The sequence below is a fragment of the Dyadobacter subterraneus genome, assembly GCF_015221875.1.
Lineage (GTDB): Bacteria > Bacteroidota > Bacteroidia > Cytophagales > Spirosomataceae > Dyadobacter > Dyadobacter subterraneus.
Genome location: NZ_JACYGY010000002.1, coordinates 262,391 through 279,100 on the forward strand (window position 1 = coordinate 262,391; position 16,710 = coordinate 279,100).

General features: G+C 38.8%; 11 protein-coding genes. 6 read left to right on the plus strand and 5 right to left on the minus strand.

Annotation, left to right across the window (positions count from 1 at the left end):
- Positions 1–17: 17 nt before the first annotated feature.
- From porU2 to murA, 4 genes are all read left to right on the plus strand, one after another.
- Entirely contained in the window at positions 18–2,969 is a 2,952-nt protein-coding gene (porU2, locus tag IEE83_RS26360) for a putative type IX secretion system sortase PorU2 (protein WP_194123747.1), read from the plus strand.
- A gap of 1 nt (position 2,970) precedes the next feature.
- Entirely contained in the window at positions 2,971–4,158 is a 1,188-nt protein-coding gene (locus IEE83_RS26365; RefSeq protein WP_194123748.1) for a hypothetical protein, read from the plus strand.
- Positions 4,159–4,334: 176 nt separating this feature from the next.
- Positions 4,335–5,066, plus strand: a complete 732-nt coding sequence (locus tag IEE83_RS26370) for a DUF4290 domain-containing protein (protein WP_194123749.1) — start codon at positions 4,335–4,337, stop codon at positions 5,064–5,066.
- A 56-nt stretch (positions 5,067–5,122) separates the two neighbouring features.
- On the plus strand, positions 5,123–6,430 hold the full coding sequence (murA, locus tag IEE83_RS26375) for a UDP-N-acetylglucosamine 1-carboxyvinyltransferase (protein ID WP_194123750.1): 1,308 nt from the start codon (positions 5,123–5,125) through the stop codon (positions 6,428–6,430).
- Positions 6,431–6,514: 84 nt separating this feature from the next.
- On the opposite strand, the gene IEE83_RS26380 is transcribed toward murA, so the two are convergent.
- A complete protein-coding gene (locus IEE83_RS26380; protein ID WP_194123751.1) occupies positions 6,515–7,369 on the minus strand; it encodes a 3-keto-disaccharide hydrolase in 855 nt (284 codons plus the stop codon).
- A gap of 152 nt (positions 7,370–7,521) precedes the next feature.
- Between IEE83_RS26380 and IEE83_RS26385 the strand changes: the two genes are divergently transcribed.
- Positions 7,522–8,439 (plus strand): class I SAM-dependent methyltransferase, encoded by a 918-nt coding sequence (locus tag IEE83_RS26385; protein ID WP_194123752.1) that lies wholly within the window; start codon positions 7,522–7,524, stop codon positions 8,437–8,439.
- Between the two features lie 33 nt (positions 8,440–8,472).
- Complete coding sequence (locus IEE83_RS26390) at positions 8,473–9,780, plus strand: cryptochrome/photolyase family protein (protein WP_194123753.1); 1,308 nt, start codon at positions 8,473–8,475, stop codon at positions 9,778–9,780.
- 281 nt (positions 9,781–10,061) lie between these two features.
- Here IEE83_RS26390 and IEE83_RS26395 read toward each other — a convergent pair whose 3' ends face one another.
- The 4 genes from IEE83_RS26395 to IEE83_RS26410 all read right to left on the minus strand — a co-directional run bounded on the left by IEE83_RS26395 (position 10,062) and on the right by IEE83_RS26410 (position 16,685).
- Positions 10,062–11,342 carry a M16 family metallopeptidase gene (locus IEE83_RS26395; RefSeq protein WP_194123754.1) on the minus strand — a complete coding sequence of 427 codons (1,281 nt, stop codon included), beginning with the start codon at positions 11,340–11,342 and terminating at the stop codon, positions 10,062–10,064.
- A gap of 77 nt (positions 11,343–11,419) precedes the next feature.
- Positions 11,420–12,541, minus strand: a complete 1,122-nt coding sequence (gene porV / locus IEE83_RS26400; protein ID WP_228102086.1) for a type IX secretion system outer membrane channel protein PorV — start codon at positions 12,539–12,541, stop codon at positions 11,420–11,422.
- A 153-nt stretch (positions 12,542–12,694) separates the two neighbouring features.
- Complete coding sequence (gene porU, locus IEE83_RS26405) at positions 12,695–16,021, minus strand: type IX secretion system sortase PorU (RefSeq protein ID WP_228102087.1); 3,327 nt, start codon at positions 16,019–16,021, stop codon at positions 12,695–12,697.
- A 46-nt stretch (positions 16,022–16,067) separates the two neighbouring features.
- Entirely contained in the window at positions 16,068–16,685 is a 618-nt protein-coding gene (locus tag IEE83_RS26410) for a hypothetical protein (protein ID WP_194123756.1), read from the minus strand.
- Positions 16,686–16,710: the final 25 nt, after the last annotated feature.

The following is a 16,710-nucleotide window of genomic DNA, read 5'->3' on the forward strand; positions in this document are numbered from 1 at the left end:
GATTTTCTTTTAGAAATATGGAAAGGCTGTACACACATTACTATCTTAAAATCGTATTTCTTGGTCTTATCACCGCTGCGCAGGTTTCAGCACAAAAGAAATATGGAAATGAATGGATTAATATTTCACAAACCTATCTCCGCATTCCTGTCGTAGAGACGGGAATTTATAAAATCACTTCCGCTGAGCTCCGGCAAGCAGGTTTTCCGATAGATTCGGTTCCTGTTTCTTCTTTGCAATTAATTCGAAGAGGTCAGGAAGTGGCCCTGGAAATCAAGAATTCTGGTGAGAAGTTAAGCCAGGAAGGTTATCTGACTTACTTTGGAGAGAAGAATGACGGCGCTTTGGATTCTCTACTTTATGTAAATCCTGAGGCGATGCCGCACAATTATTACAGTCTATATTCTGACACGGCTTCTTATTTTTTGACTTTTAATAAAAATAATATTCCCGGAAAAAGAATTGAAATCTCAGATTCCAAGAGTTCGTCAGAATTAATTGATTATCATTTCAATAAAGTATTACAATTAAATACCACCGATTATCCAGCCGGAAATTTATATCCAATAGGCAGTGATTATGACACCGGAACTGCGCTGACGACCTATGATTATGGCGAAGGCTGGACGGGAAAACTTATAGCAAATGAACAACGGCAAACATTTAAAATAATTCCTGAAAATGTAATCCCTGATAAATTTGACCAGACAAAAGTTGAATTACTACTTGTTGGAAGAAATGCAGGAAATCATGAAATAGAAATTTGGACTGGTGATTCAAAAACGACTGGCAGGAAATTAACTTCCGTTGCATTATTGAATTATAATTCGGAAAAATTTATCGTTTCATTAAAAAAGGAAGATTTACGCGTTGATGGAAGTATATCTATTTCCGTAGTTCCAGTCAATAATTCCGGCTCCATTTCTGTGTCTTATATCAAATGGATTTACCCTCAGAAAGTTTTACTTCCTCCAACCTCACTTCAAAAAACATTCTATTTCAATCCCGAAATTTCAGAAAAATCCATACTGTTAACTAATGCTGATAATTGGAAATTTTACAATGCATCAAATCCTTATCAGCTTAAAAGATTAGCTATTACAAATTCCATTTTATCAATAAATGGCGCTTCAAAAGTTATTGCTTTCAAAGAGCCGATGAAGATTCTCACCCCAAGATTAGTAAAATTTCGAAATATCAATCCTGAAATTGATTATCTGATCATCAGCCATCCGTTGGTTAGAAATCCGATTAAAGAAAGTAGAGATCCGGTCGAAGATTATGCAGTATATCGCGCTTCAAAAACTGGTGGTAACTTTAAACCATTGATTTTGAATAGTGAAGAAATTTATGATCAATTTAATTACGGAGAACCTGGGCCATTGGGAATCAGAAATGCAATTTCGTATTTAAATGCAAAAGCTGAGTTAAAATTTGTTTTTATACTTGGAAAATCAATCGATCCGCAAACAGCTCGACATCAGCCAAAAGCAAGAGAAAATGATATGATTCCAAACGCAGGTTGGCCAGGATCGGACATTGCTTTGGCGATGGGATTGGCAGATTCTTCGAAATATATCCCTTTGCTTCCGGTTGGGAGAGTGAATGCTGCAAATTCCCAAAATGTTTATGACTATTTACAAAAAGTAAAAGCGTTTGAAAGTCAAAATAAAGCGGTTCCCTGGCGAAAAAACGTTCTGCATTTGAGTGGCGGTCATACGGATGTTGAACGGGAAGTTTACAGAGAATATGTTCAATCTTTCGAAAAAGTTATTTCTCCGATTGTCGGCAAAATCACTACGATTTCAAAACAAACCAACGCGCTGAAAGAAGATTTTCCGCTTGATACGATATTGAATAAAGGTGTATCATTAATAACGCTTTACGGTCATTCGAGCTTGAATTCTACGGATGTCGAACTAGGTTATGCCGACGATCAAAAAAGAAATTATAAAAATGATTCTTTGTTTCCAGCTATTATCATGAATGGCTGCGCATTGGGAAATTCATTTTATTCGCCTGCAACGATCAGCAACAACTGGATTCTCACACCCAAAAAAGGTGCAGTTTTATTTCTTGCACATACACATAATGGCGTTTCCTCCTCACTGAAACATTATACAGATTCATTTTATGAAGTTTTAGCCGATAGCACTTTTACCAATCAACCATTTGGAATAATTCAGCAGGAAGCGATCAGGAGAAATATGTTAAAATATCCGACACTTTCTGATGCCATCACGGCACAACAAATGAATCTGCAAGGCGATCCGGCGATTAAATTATTTCCTGCAACCTTGCCAGATTATGCATGGCAGCCGGAATTATTAAAATTTTCTAATCCTTATAGAAAAGTATTATCGGCTAAAACGGATTCGATAAAAGTCGAAATCGGACTTAACAATTTTGGAAAGTATAAAAGCGAGAATGTGAAAATAAATATCACTCGCACAAGAGATTCTATAACGACCGAAACTTATCAAATTGTAAAATCATCGCCAGTTTCTCTGGATATAATTTCGTTTACTATCCCAAACAAGTACATCAAACCAGAAAAAGAAAAATGGACTTTTACATTTGATCCAACGAATGAGATAGTAGAAGAAAATGAAAACAATAATCTTTTTTCAACAGAATTAATTCTGCCAGATACTGCCGTTTCCGATACACTGGAAATTATTTCTGCATACGTTTCACCAAATCCTTCCGGTTTGTATTTCAAATTCAATATCGAACTCAGAGGAACAGAACCTCCGAAAAAATGGAAAATAACGATTTTTGATAAATCAGGAAGAGTAATTGAGAAACGACAAATCATTCCGCATTTAGGAAAAAATGAATTTATCTGGAATCCAAAAGGAATTTCTGCCGGAGCTTATCTCTATCGCATGGATATTGAAGCTCAAAATATATTTCTGACGCCAGAAGCAAAAAAAGGCATAAGTGGAAAATTGATCTGGATGCATTGATATGCAGGGCAAACTCAATCCAAATTATTCTTTGCTGATACTGTGGCTTTTTCACAGTTCACTAATCCTATTGCTCGCCTGCATTAATCCAAATCATTACACAACCATTGACTCTCAGTATTATCTTGAATCTGCCAAAAATATTTTAGGTGGAAATGGTTATACCATTTTTGAAGAAAAAGGATTTCAATGGAATGGAACATTTCCGGTGGGTTATTCCTCGACAATTGCCCTGGTATCTTTTTTCACAAAAATCGATGTGTTATGGGCTTCCAAAATTGTGAATATTAGCGCGACGGGAATTTGGTTTTCCCTTTTAAACCTATGGTTTGACAGAAGTAAATCTGTCTTAATCGGCTGCATTCTTATACTTGGATCTTTTTTAAAACTTTGGGCTCATACCTGGTCTGAGCCGTTATTTCTGGTTATTTTATTTTGCTGGACTTATCATTCATATCAAATAGCTAATTCATCGGAATTGTCAATTTCAAGAACAATTTCAGTGCTTTTGCTTGGCTTTTTGTTGATACTTGCTCGATATGCGGGAATTTTCATAATCCCTTTAAGTTTCATTTTTAGCGTTTACTATTTTCAAAAAAAGGAAAAGAACAAAAGTTTGACCGCTGCATTTCTTTCAGTTATTTGGTCGGCTGGTTTCGGTTTTTATCTTTTTCTTAACTATCAAAACAGTGGAGAATTATATGGCGGAGCTCGTTTTGAAGATAATATCCGAATAATGGAAAATGCAGTTTCTTTTGCAAAGGGTTTGATCAATGAGATATCAATTTTTGGAAACTTCACATTTCATTCCTTTGAAGTGTTTTCTTTTATTGGAAATAGCTTTCAGATTTTACTGACTGCTTTGATAATAAAAGAATTGGGTCCAAAATTCACTTTCAGCAATTGGGCGAAACATACTTTTCTGGTAGCCTTTTTCTATCTGATTTTTCTTTTCATCCTTAGAATTTTCAGTCATTTTGACGAACCTGGCTATCGGCTGTTATCTCCTTTTACTTTCCTTGTTTTAAGCGGACTCGTTTGTGGAATTCCGGATGAACAGATTACAATGCGATTGAAGAATTTGTTGATTGTTTTGGTTGTTCTTTCCTGGGTTGAAATAATTCCGAAAGACGGGTTGAAGAAGAAAGTTTGTAAATCATTACAAAGCATTACCCATTATGACTATTAGAACTACTTTTCCAGGCCCTTTCTATTTTTAAGCTTATATAATCAAACAGGCACAAGACCAGTTTCTTCTAAATATTAACCGTTTTTTCCTTCCTCCAACCCGACTTCTCCCACCCTTTACCTTTACTTTCCATAAAAACTTCTTATTTTTGTCAATTCTAAAAATCTTCGAAGCTCTTGAAAGAATACGGTAGCAACGTACAAAAACTTGCCGACCACATCGTGAAGATGGAGGATAAGGCGAAACGCAATCTCTACGCGCACATATTGATTGAACTCATGCGTCAGATACACCCGAACATGAGGGATAATCAGGATTATACAAACAAACTCTGGGATGATCTGTACATCATGTCAGGATTTCAACTGGATGTGGACAGCCCATACCCACCGCCTTCTCCTGAATCTTTGGGTAAAAAACCTTTGACAGTTGGTTATAATCAACATAATCTGATGTACCGTCACTATGGACGTAACATTGATTTGCTGATTCAAAAGGCGATCCAAACTGAAAATTCCGAAGACAGACTGGCTTTTGTTTCCTACGTTTTTCGTTTGATGCGTTCGTTTTTTAATACCTGGAACAAGGATAATCCTGAGGACCATGTATTGATCGGACAGCTTGAATTGTTGACAAAAGGACAATTGAAAGAAGAAATCGATTATATCCGTAAAAATGGCCCGGTAGATGCTGCTCCAAAAGATCGTAACAGCAATCAGGACAGAAATCGCGGGAATCATTCAAACACTTTCAAAGCTCAGCCTAGCCAGGATCGTCAGGGATCGAACAATAACAACAACAGAAATCGCCCTAACAATAACAACAACAATAAATTCGCAGGCAGAAACAATAACAACAACAATCGTAATAACAACAATAATAACAATCGTAAAAAGCCTGGAATTTAATGTCCGGCCTTATTTTCTCAACCGGTTTTTAACTTCCATACTGCCTGCAACTACCTATGGCTTCATTTAAAATAACAGGAGACAGACGCCTGAAAGGTGAAATTATACCTCAAGGTGCCAAAAACGAAGCATTACAAATTATTTGTGCCGTACTTCTTACATCGGAACCGGTTACAATTCATAACATTCCTAATATCCGTGACGTAAATCAGCTTATTGATCTTTTAGGAGATCTGGGCGTTAGAAAAACGCGTTTGAGCGATTCTTCTGTTCGTTTTGAAGCGAATGATATCAATCTGGATTATCTTGAATCAGATTCTTTCCGTCAGAAAGCTGCTGCTCTTCGTGGTTCTGTGATGTTGCTTGGACCGATGCTGGCACGTTTCCGTAAAGGAAGAATTCCACGTCCGGGTGGAGATAAAATCGGCAGAAGACGTTTGGACACGCACTTTATCGGCTTTGAAAAACTGGGTGCAGAATTTAGTTACGATGGTGAAGACGGAGGTTTTTACCGTGTTGACGCGAAGAATCTGAAAGGTGCTTACATGCTTTTGGATGAAGCTTCGGTAACCGGAACGGCCAACATTTTGATGGCAGCTGTGATGGCAGAAGGTACCACCACGCTTTATAATGCAGCATGCGAACCATATCTTCAGCAGCTTTGTAAAATGCTGAACCGCATGGGCGCAAAGATTTCCGGTATTTCTTCAAATTTACTCGTTATTGAAGGTGTGAGTGAATTGAAAGGTACGGAACATACCATGCTTCCGGATATGATTGAAATCGGTAGTTTTATCGGATTGGCAGCCATGACACAATCTGAAATTACGATCAAAAACTGTCAGATTCCTGAATTGGGAATTATCCCGGAAGTTTTCCAGAAACTTGGAATCCAGATGGAATTTCGTGGTGATGACATATTTATTCCAGCTCAGGAAAAATACCGGATGGAAAATTATCTGGACGGCTCAACACTTTCCGTTGCTGATGCACCATGGCCAGGATTTACACCTGACTTGCTAAGTATCGTTTTGGTAACAGCAACGCAGGCACAGGGAACGGTGCTAATTCACCAAAAAATGTTTGAAAGCCGTTTATTTTTTGTGGATAAACTGATTGAAATGGGCGCTCAAATTATTCTTTGTGATCCACACCGTGCAACAGTAATCGGCCACAACCGTGAAACGCAATTAAGAGGAATCCGTATGACTTCTCCTGATATTCGTGCGGGTGTTGCGCTTCTTATTGCAGCTATGTCGGCCAAAGGCGTAAGTATTATTGACAATATTGAACAAATTGACCGTGGATATCAGAATATTGATACGCGTTTAAATGCAATCGGTGCAGAAATTGTCCGTTTGTAATACCATCATCGAGTTATAAACAAGAAAGGCGCTTCTGGGAGGCGCCTTTCTTGTTTATAAACGATTTATTGACTTCCTTACAGATTACTTTTTCTTATAAGTACAAGCTGAATTATAAGACTTCACATAATAATCTTTGTAATTCGTCGCTTTCGGATCTGTGCAGCCTTTAAGATTAAGAATTTCAACTTTTCTGAATTCTACCGGATGACTTTCGCTTTGCAATGAAATAGAGCCATGATCTAATAATTTCCCATCAATTACTTTTTCTATATCATTTCCACTTACATTTCCTCCCCCCATTTGTGGTTTGTTATAAGCCAAAACCATTTCTCCATTTGCAAAATGTTGAATTAACGAATCACCTAAAACCAACACTTCCGCACGTACCCACTGATCTCCGTTATAGGTCTTTGAAGTTGAATTGACACAATGCTGCGTAACCAGTTTTCCGTCAATTTCCACATTTGTTCCCGGCGTACACAAGTTACAGGTAGTACGTTTTTTTTCATCGCCACCAAGTAACTGCACTTCAATCGAAATTGGAAAATCCTGATCTTTACCCATCGTAGCAGCTGGCTGGCCTTGTACCATGATTCCACTGTTTCTCCATGCCCAGCCTTCACCTTTTGGTGCCTGTTCGCCTACGAAGCGATATTCAACGGCAATCCGGTAGTAAGAAAAATCACTTTTGTAGAAAATGTGTCCATATTTTTGCTTGAAGTCATCGTACTTATCATAACGAACGACCATTTTGCCATCTTCTACGCGAAAAGTATTTCCAAAGTTGTCATTCAGATCATAACCACGGATTTTTATATCCCAGCCATCCAGATTTTTTCCGTTAAAAAGCTGCTTCCATTCTTTCTTATCTACCTGCTTTTGAGCAAAAGCCCCAAAGCAAAAAAGAGTAAGTGCAATACTGAATACTAATTTCATGAGCGGTTTATTTATTTAAAATGATGTAACATACTAATTGTCAGACAAAAGGAAAGATATATGCGCTATACGAATTATCCTGTCTAAAATCCTGTTCTCTAAAGGCAGATTAAAGCCTACTACTTTGTAAGCTCTGATTTTGTAAATATACTATGAGAACTAAAAATATAAAGCGTAAAGGACATTCGGAAGATTTTTTTGGTGAATACCGTGACTTTTGGTGGAATGAAGGATTTTTAAATTTACTGGCAAAAAGATTACAGCTGCATACCCATTTTAACTTGTTGGATGTCGGTTGCGGACAATGCCATTGGAGCCGTCTGCTGGTAGATTATCTTGGCTCCCCGGCCAAAGTTTCTGGTGTCGACAACGACAAAAAATGGGCAAAAGGTGAAAGTGAACTCCGCCATTATTTTGAATCCAAAGGAATTGATTTTGACTTAAAAAAGGGAGATGCCCATGAGCTCCCATACGAGGATGAAACTTTTGACATCGTCACTTGTCAAACATTATTGATTCATGTTCAACACCCCAAGGTTGTAATTGACGAAATGAAACGGGTTTTGAAGCCTGGTGGCACAATTCTTTGTGTTGAACCAAATAATCTGGTGCAAAGTCTGACGCAAAGTTCAGTTTCCATGAACGACCCGATTGATGAAGTCCTGGATCATGTTAAATATGCCTTGATTTTTGAAAGAGGGAAAAAGAAACTTGGACTTGGAGATAATTCCCTTGGCGATCTTGTTCCTGGATTTCTCGCTCAGGCAGGATTTGATCAGGTGGAAGTTCGGCTTTCGGATAAAGCTATTGCCATGTATCCGCCTTACAACACCGAAGAGCAAATCGCTACCATGAAACAGTGGCAAAACGGGAATACGTGGAGTAACGAGGAATTTTCAGATTATGATTATTTCAGGGCAATGGGTCAGGAAAATCTTGATTTTTTTGAAAAATATAAAAGAAAATACGCGCATCTGGGAGAACGCATGTTGCGTAATATTGATGCTAACAAGTACCATTCTGCTGGTGGAGCAATGATGTATGTAATTTCCGGAACGAAGCCAATATAAATTCCTTCCGGTTTAATTTTTTTAATCAGGTTTATGGAAAAAGAGAAAATTGCAATTTTTTGGTATCGCCGCGATTTACGCCTTCATGATAACGCGGGCTTATATCGCGCTTTAAAATCAGGATTGCCTGTATTGCCTCTTTTCATATTTGATAAAGTTATTCTGGATAAGCTTGAAAATAAAGAAGATAAACGGGTCACTTTTATTTTCGATGCTATCATTGAAATACAAAAAGAATTAAAAAAGCACGATTCCGATATTCTGGTTCGCTATGGCCCTCCACTTGACATTTGGAAAGACCTGATTGAGGAGTATGATATCGCAGAGGTTTATACAAATAATGATTACGAATCTTACGCAAAGGAGCGCGACGGACAAGTAAAAGATTTATTAGCAAAAAACGGAGCGGAATTTAAGAGCTTTAAAGACCAGGTTATTTTTGAAAAACAGGAAGTTTTAACCGGGCAGAATACGGTTTATACCGTTTTCACGCCATATAGCAGAGCCTGGAAAGCAAAACTTAACGATTTCTATTTATCGTCCTATCCTACCGAAAAATACTTCTCCAAATTCTTCAAAATAAAATCTCATCCGATTCCTTCCTATAAGGAAATTGGATTTGTTGAAACGGATCATCAATTTCCTGACGATCACGTCAAATCTGATCTGATTGAGAAATATGAAGAAAACCGTAATTATCCAGCGATTCCGGGAACGTCACGAATGGGTCTTCACCTGCGTTTCGGAACGGTTAGTATCCGTGATCTGGCCAGAAAAGCTTCTGAACATAGTCAAACATACCTGAACGAATTAATCTGGCGGGATTTCTATTTTCAGATTCTTTGGAATTTTCCACAGGTTGGACAAGGAAAAGCTTTCCGTGCAGATTATGACAAGATCAAATGGAGAAATAACGAAAAGGAATTTGAACTATGGTGCCAGGGAAAAACCGGATATCCGCTGGTTGATGCCGGCATGCATCAGTTGAATGAAACCGGATTTATGCATAATCGCATCCGGATGGTTACGGCAAGTTTTTTAACCAAACATCTTTTAATAGACTGGCGTTGGGGCGAAGCCTATTTTGCAGCAAAATTACTGGATTATGATTTGTCAGCTAATAATGGCGGTTGGCAATGGGTAGCAGGATCAGGAACAGATGCAGCGCCTTATTTCAGAATTTTCAATCCCGAAGCCCAGGCCGCCAAGTTTGATCCAAAAGGAGAATATATCAAAAAATGGGTACCGGAACTCAATACGATGAAGTACCCGACACCCATTGTAGATCATAAATTCGCCCGGGAGCGTTGTTTGAAGGCGTACAAAGAAGCGTTAAATTAATGGTTAATTGTTAAGGGTTAATTGTTAAGGATGGATATTTGAAGTATTAGGTGAAGTGATGCTTTTTTTGAAGCTCATATACATTAATTGTTAACGGCCAAGAACTGGTTTCCAGCCTCATTAATCCTTAACAATTAAGGGTTAATTGTTAAGGATGGATATTTCAAGTATTAGCCGAAGTAATGCTTTTTTGGAAGCTCATATACTTTAATTGTTAACGGCCAAGAACTGGTTTCCAGCCTCATTAACCCTTAACAATTAACACTTAACCATTAAAAAGATTACTTTCCTCCTACCACTACTTCTATCATTTCTTCCGGCAGCAAATAGGTTGATGCCATTAGTTGAATGTCTTCTTGCGTTGTTGCGTGAATCTGGTCGATATATTTGCTGAAATAATCGGCGGGTAAACTATCCAGGAAAAGAATTTTTTGGCGGTCTGCAACTTCAAATGCTGTGTTTAGAGATCCCGCAAATTCCCCGGCCATAAAATTCTTTACTGTTTGCAATTCATCTTCACCCACAACTTCTGTTTGAAGGCGATAGATTTCCTTTTTTATTTCATCGATCGTTTGTTGTGTGAATTCTTTTTTCACATCGGTTCCAATCATGAAATAACCTTCGCGGCCAAGCGTGATCATATGTGAAGAAATCCCGTAAGTCAACCCTTTTTCCTCACGGATATTTTTCATCAGACGTGATCCGAAATATCCTCCAAGGATTTCGTTTGTCACCAGCATCTTGAAATAATCCGGATGTTTTCTGGTAAACAATTTCCTGCCGATACGAATTGTGGACTGTACGCTGTCTGATTTTTCAACCAGAACTTCTTTTCCCTGATATTCTGTGTAACTGTCGTGCTCGATTTCCAAATCATTTGTTTTGTAATCAAGCTGACCGAAATATTCGTTAACCAATTTCACATCCTGATCACTCACTTGTCCGGCCAATACCAAAGTACGTTTTCCGTTTTTGATATATTTTTCAAAATGTTCCTGAATCTTCGCCAATGGCAATTCCTGAATATTTTTTTCTTCCTGACTTTGTCCATACGGATGATCGCTGCCAAATAATTGCCTGCGGAATTCCGTAGTAGCCAGATAGGCCGTTTTCTCTTTATTGATACGCAGATTCTGTAAAGTGATATTCCTCAAATCATCCAGCTCTTTTTCCGGAAAAACAGGATTTTCAATCAATTCACGAATTAGCGTAAGCACTTCCGGCAAAAATCTTGATAAACAATAAACGACAATCCCCGAGCGATCAGAAGAATGAGTCATATCAATGAATGCACCGATATTATCAAAAGCCTCGCTAAGTGCTGAGGAAGTATAAGACCTGGTTCCTTCCGGCAGCATTTTTATTGCGAAAAACGATGCACCAGCAGAAGTTTCATGCCAGTTTCCTGATTCAAAAATACACTCAAAACGCACAACTGGTTGTTCACCAATACTGATTACGTGAAGAGGAATGCCATTATCAAGTACATGAGATTGCGGCTCAGGTAAGTTGATTGTTTTGATAACTTTAAAATCGGGAGCTTCGGTTCTGTCGAGTGTCATAGTCTTGTATTGATAAAAAAGCGAATGACGTTTAGTAACATCATTCGCTTTTTATTAATTAATAGGAAGTAAAGATATTAGTTGTTGTCACTAACATCAAGTTTCTCTGCTTTGTTTAAGCTCAAACCTAGCGTGATACGTAAAGTTTGTGCCAACGGGCTGTTTTGTACAACCGGGAACATATAGGCAAAGTCAACAGAATAACGTTCAAGGAATTTGGCACCTACACCCGCTGTAAAGAACTTACGGTCGCCTTTGTTTTTGTTTTCAGTAAAATATCCTGCACGAAGCGCGAAAATATCATTGTACCAGTATTCAGCTCCGGCGGCAATCGCAACTTCCTGAAGTTCTTCTTTGAATCCGTCCGGCGCATCCGAGAACGAACCAAATGCTCCTGAAAGTGCTCCTTTCGTGTAATTGGTATTGACAGTTCCTTTTGGTGGTGTTGGCACCATCAATTTATTTGCGTCAACGATGAAATTAAATTTGTTCCGCCCATCCGCAGAGAAAGAAAGTCCTCCACCAATTTTCAGGTTGGTTGGAATAAAGCTTTCCGTTTCAGTTCCTGAACCGTAATTTACTTTACCTCCAAGGTTAGACAATACCGCTCCCAAAGACCAGGTCAGCTCGCTGCCGGTATCTTCATTTTTGATTTGTTTGCGGTAGTAAGCACTGATATCACCTGCAACGGTACGTGCAGGACGAAGTGAAACACCATTTACAACAGCCGTTCCTGCAAGGTTAGATGAAATATATTTCAACGTTAAACCCATTGAGAAATTTTTCCCAAGCTGGCGTGAATACGTACCGCTAATGGCAACTTCTCTGGAATTGAACGTACCCAGCTGCGTTCCTACGCCGTTACGCAAGTCAAGCTCGCCACCGTTGAAAAAGTTAACCGAACCGGCAATTGCCTGATCCTTTCCGATTTTCTTGTAAGCAGTAAGATATCCCAGCCACATGTCATCTACCAGGTTACGTAACCATGGTGTGTAAGAAGCTGAAACTCCGAAATCCTTTTGTGCATAAGGAAGTTTTGCCGCATTCCAGTAAGTAGCGTTTGCGTCGGCACTTAGTGCTACGCCCGCTTCACCCATACCGGCACTACGCGCGTCAGGTGCAAAAGTTAAAAAAGATAGAGGTGAAGTCGGTATTCTGCGAGTTGTGTCCACGGTAGACTGAGCAAGCAAACTACTCATTGACAAAATGATTAATGAAGATACACTAACAAAAAATAGTCTCATATTTATTGGATTTGCGATAGGAAGTGGTGTTAATCGACTTCTTTAAAGGGTCAAAAATACAATGAAAGATATTTAATACTATAATAAAATTACAAGATTTATTATTCGCTAACGTAAACGTAGAAGTTTCCCTGAACGGGTGTCCACAGAATTATCTTTCAGCGATCGGATTTTTACTACATATATATAGGAACTGGTACCGGAAGTGAACCCGCCATGACGTATAGGAGGAATTGTTTGTTTAATAACAGACTCGCTATTATAATATTGCCATTGATACGAACCGAGTATCTGTCCCGAGTTCAGCAATATACTAAAAACAATTTCCACATCATCATCGGCTCTGCTCTGATTTAATTCAAACGAAAGATCCTGATCGAAAGGGTTTGGAAAAACGGTCAAGCTATTTAGTTTTATCCCGGTTGGTAAACCTACCTGAAATCGGAACGTTAATTCTGAAGAGTTAGTATACGTATCCCAGACTTTAATACGAATAGTATAATTTCCCGGATTAAGGTTTTCGAACGGATAACGGACCGTTCCACTTTTAAAATTGTCCAGATCTGCTGTGTAATAGTCGTTTAATACCAAAGTAAGTGTGTCGTTGAGTGTTATCGTGATGTCATGCCCAATTCCTGCTTTTGACACATTAATACCATTTTCGTCACTTAACTTCAAAAATAAAATTGACGATCCATCCACAGTATCACCGTCATGGAAATCAGTGGAATTGAGATAGGCAGATATTTTTGGCGGTGTATTATCGACTAATAGTTCAGCACTTCCACCGACCAGAATATCCAGTTGAGCCGAAGCGTCGGTCAGGCTATCTTCACTTAATGCGTAAATATCAACTCTTCCCGTTCCCGTACGGTAATCAATATCCTTAGGCATTACAAATTCACAAACAAACTGGCCATCTTTAATATGCAACGTTCCATCAAAAAGTTTACTTCTGAATTCGTTGTACGTTTCTATATCACCTTCATTTCCCAAAGTTCGAAAACTTGTCTGTTTGTCATAAACGATAACCCGGGCTGTTCCCTGGAAAGATTTGTCAATCGAATTTTCATCCCCAACTTTTCCATTTAAAACTACTTTTTCCAAAGCCCTTAAAGTATCCGGCAAAACATTCCAAAGCACTTTTTTCTGCGCTCTCGCAAGTTTCATTGAAGGATCGCCAATCAGTGTAAAATTCCGGTTCAGACTTCCTGCCAGACTCGCATTTTTTGTCATCCTGAAAATTTCACCCATTCTTCCGTTAGTCCCGGCTTGAATTAAAGATTCATAAAATGCTTTATTGATCGTAAAATTCGTACTTGAATAAACCGGACGCGTCGTGCTCACAGTACCTATCGCAGCACCGCGCGGACTGAGCACCATTAATTCCGCTCCTGAGACCAGACCGGGATCATCATATCTTCCAAAATCGCAGGTAGCAGTGATCAGCAGCGGCAAATTATCATAACCACGCGCGGTCTGCATTTCGGATAATGTTAAAACTTGCTCCTCAGCCCAGCCGCTTGTCCCGCCGTGGCCGGTATAATTCAGAATAAGCGTTCCTTCATTGATACTTTTTTTGATCGCAGCATTTACAGCTGGTACTTTTTGTCCCTGGCTTGTAGTTGTCTGAGGATAAGCATCCAGAAAAATCCGGCTGGACAAAAATTCATTCTGGGTGATCTTAGCCAGTGCATCCGCATGTTCCTGATGGATATTTCCATCTCCATCGTCTGCGACAAATTTGATCGTATTTTGCCAGCTTCCGCGGGATTTCGGAGAAGATGCGTAATGAATAAGTTTGTCAACAATAATTTTAGCTTCATCCGCAGTTTTCACCGGAAGCCTTCCAATACCAATTTCAACCGAATAATCTCCTGCATTTGTTTCAATCCAGTAACCTTCCTCATCTTCCATAAAACCAAAATAGTCGTCGGAAGAATAAGTATAAACCGGGTTTAGTGATTCCCTGCTTTCATAAACCGGTACCCAGTTATTTCGCTGGCTTTGTGTCTGGTTTTGTAAAAGATTTTTATAATCATAGGTTGCATCACCAAAAAGAAGAAGATATTTCAACTTTTCCCGATCATTTTTATAAAGCAGCCGAACGAAATCCCGAACGGCAGAAATGTCCGTTTTCCCACCTGAAAATTCATTATAGATTTGATCCGTTGTTACAACCAGACTTTCCAGTCCATCATTTTCACTTCTGAAATCTGCCAGTCGTTTTGCTCCCGTTTCAAAAGCTTTTGCTGTGATAATTAATAAATCAGGTGTTGAATATTTTTGCAGATTCTGGTTTGAAATCCGCTGCCAGGAAACTGGTGATTTGGTTTGAGAGGTTGTAAAACCGATATATTGCTTTACAGTTTTGGCTTTATTTTCAGTAAAAGTATAGGTGTTATTTCCACCATCTTTTAAAACCGCAGCAGTGATCAGCGCCGGATCTGAAATATTCCACCAGCTCCAATCCGTCGGAATATTTTGAATTTGATAGGAAACAGTATCTTTTACTCCCGGTGTAAATCTGTAAAATTGCTGTTTGTCATAACCGCTTAAAGTTCTTTTTACCTGTAAGCCAATATAATCCAGATATGCCTGCGCTGAACTTTGTCCGTTTTTATTGTAAGTCACACCAACAGTCAGCGAAGTTGCAGAATTTGCCGCCGTAGTAAATCCAAATTTGCTTTTGACTTGTTGTGCTTTTATATCATATGTACCCGTTCCAACAACGCCAACGGAAGATTCTCCAACGCTTTGTCCATTTAATTGCCACTGAAATTTTGTAGCAACCTGTGCTGTCCCGATCGCCGAAGTAAGCATGATCATGTTGGAGGACGGAATTATATCCGGCAAATCAGCGGTTAAAGTGAATGTTGATGATGTGCCAATATATTCACCCCACCAGTCACGACCGGATCTTAATAAATTTACAGATTCTAATTCATGAAACCAGTAATCATCATATTGATTAACAGTTGGTTGATTTGTGACTGAAAGTGATGGCTTATTCTGAATTCTTAAACCTTTCCCATTTCCATAAGTCAGAAAATAAAAAGTTGTATCGGAATAAATATTGACTTGATGAATAAAATTCGCTTTGGCTGAATCATAGGAAATTACATTTGGACCTTCGGCATAAAAATAAACGGCATCCGCGGCATCAAACTTCCCATCCTCCTCGCCTTTGACCAGAATCGTATTCTGGATCAGATCTTTATTTCTTTTGGCGCTATTTTTCTGAGGTAAAATACTGCCTCCGTTACCGTAGATTTTAATTTGATCAGGTACCAGCGTTGAAATATCAACACCCATGGATTTAAGAAGATTCGCATCAATTTTATAAACGCCACTTTCCGTGACAGCAAGTTTGTACCAGGTGCCTGTTGCCAAAACAGAAGACTCCTGCGCTTTTGTCTGAAAAGTTAACAGCAAAAAAATCCAGCAAAAAATTGCCGGATAAGTAATAAACTGTAAATTTCTAGCAAGCCTCGACCAATGCATGAGCAGGAATTGTGTAACGGCGTTGAGATGCTTTATCAATACATAAAACCCTGGTGCGCCGCAGAGAGCCTTTGACAAACTGTCTGTTATGGAAAACGAAATTGCTGCCTTCGGTAAGATGGATCAAAGCAACTTTATTCGGATTTAAGGAGTGGTCATCGTATTTTTTTATTGCATTATATAAAACATGATCTCCGCTTGTTGATGCTTTCGGGCTTTTGGAATATTTCAAAAGCGGTTCAAGAATATCAGCAGGAAAAATCTTGTCGTTCATAACCGGTATCAACAAGATCTCAAATTCTCTTTTCCATTCAATACCATGTGGGGATACACGTTTTCTCCCACGACTTTTTGTTTGGGTATAAACAACATGATGGGCAACCTCGTGCAGATAAGTAATCAGGAAATTGTATGGGTTAAGATTTTTGTTGACTGTTATCCGGGGAACAAATCCCGGCTTTACCGTAAAATCACCTAAACGGCTTTGACGGGGGCGAGACAGAAAAAAATCGAATTTGTAAATTTTGTGCAGATGATCACAGTAGGCATAAGCTAATTCCGGAACGTACGCCTCAAAGGATATTTTCTTTTCCATACCCCAAATAAAAAAAGAAAAGCCT

Excerpts from the sequence above, each read along its gene's own strand:
- porU2 (WP_194123747.1), top strand. The coding sequence starts at position 18 with ATGGAAAGGCTGTACACACATTACTATCTTAAAATCGTATTTCTTGGT.
- IEE83_RS26365 (WP_194123748.1), top strand. The coding sequence starts at position 2,971 with ATGCAGGGCAAACTCAATCCAAATTATTCTTTGCTGATACTGTGGCTT.
- murA (WP_194123750.1), top strand. The coding sequence starts at position 5,123 with ATGGCTTCATTTAAAATAACAGGAGACAGACGCCTGAAAGGTGAAATT.
- IEE83_RS26380 (WP_194123751.1), bottom strand. The coding sequence starts at position 7,369 with ATGAAATTAGTATTCAGTATTGCACTTACTCTTTTTTGCTTTGGGGCT.
- IEE83_RS26385 (WP_194123752.1), top strand. The coding sequence starts at position 7,522 with ATGAGAACTAAAAATATAAAGCGTAAAGGACATTCGGAAGATTTTTTT.
- IEE83_RS26390 (WP_194123753.1), top strand. The coding sequence starts at position 8,473 with ATGGAAAAAGAGAAAATTGCAATTTTTTGGTATCGCCGCGATTTACGC.
- IEE83_RS26395 (WP_194123754.1), bottom strand. The coding sequence starts at position 11,342 with ATGACACTCGACAGAACCGAAGCTCCCGATTTTAAAGTTATCAAAACA.
- porV (WP_228102086.1), bottom strand. The coding sequence starts at position 12,541 with ATGAGTAGTTTGCTTGCTCAGTCTACCGTGGACACAACTCGCAGAATA.
- IEE83_RS26410 (WP_194123756.1), bottom strand. The coding sequence starts at position 16,685 with ATGGAAAAGAAAATATCCTTTGAGGCGTACGTTCCGGAATTAGCTTAT.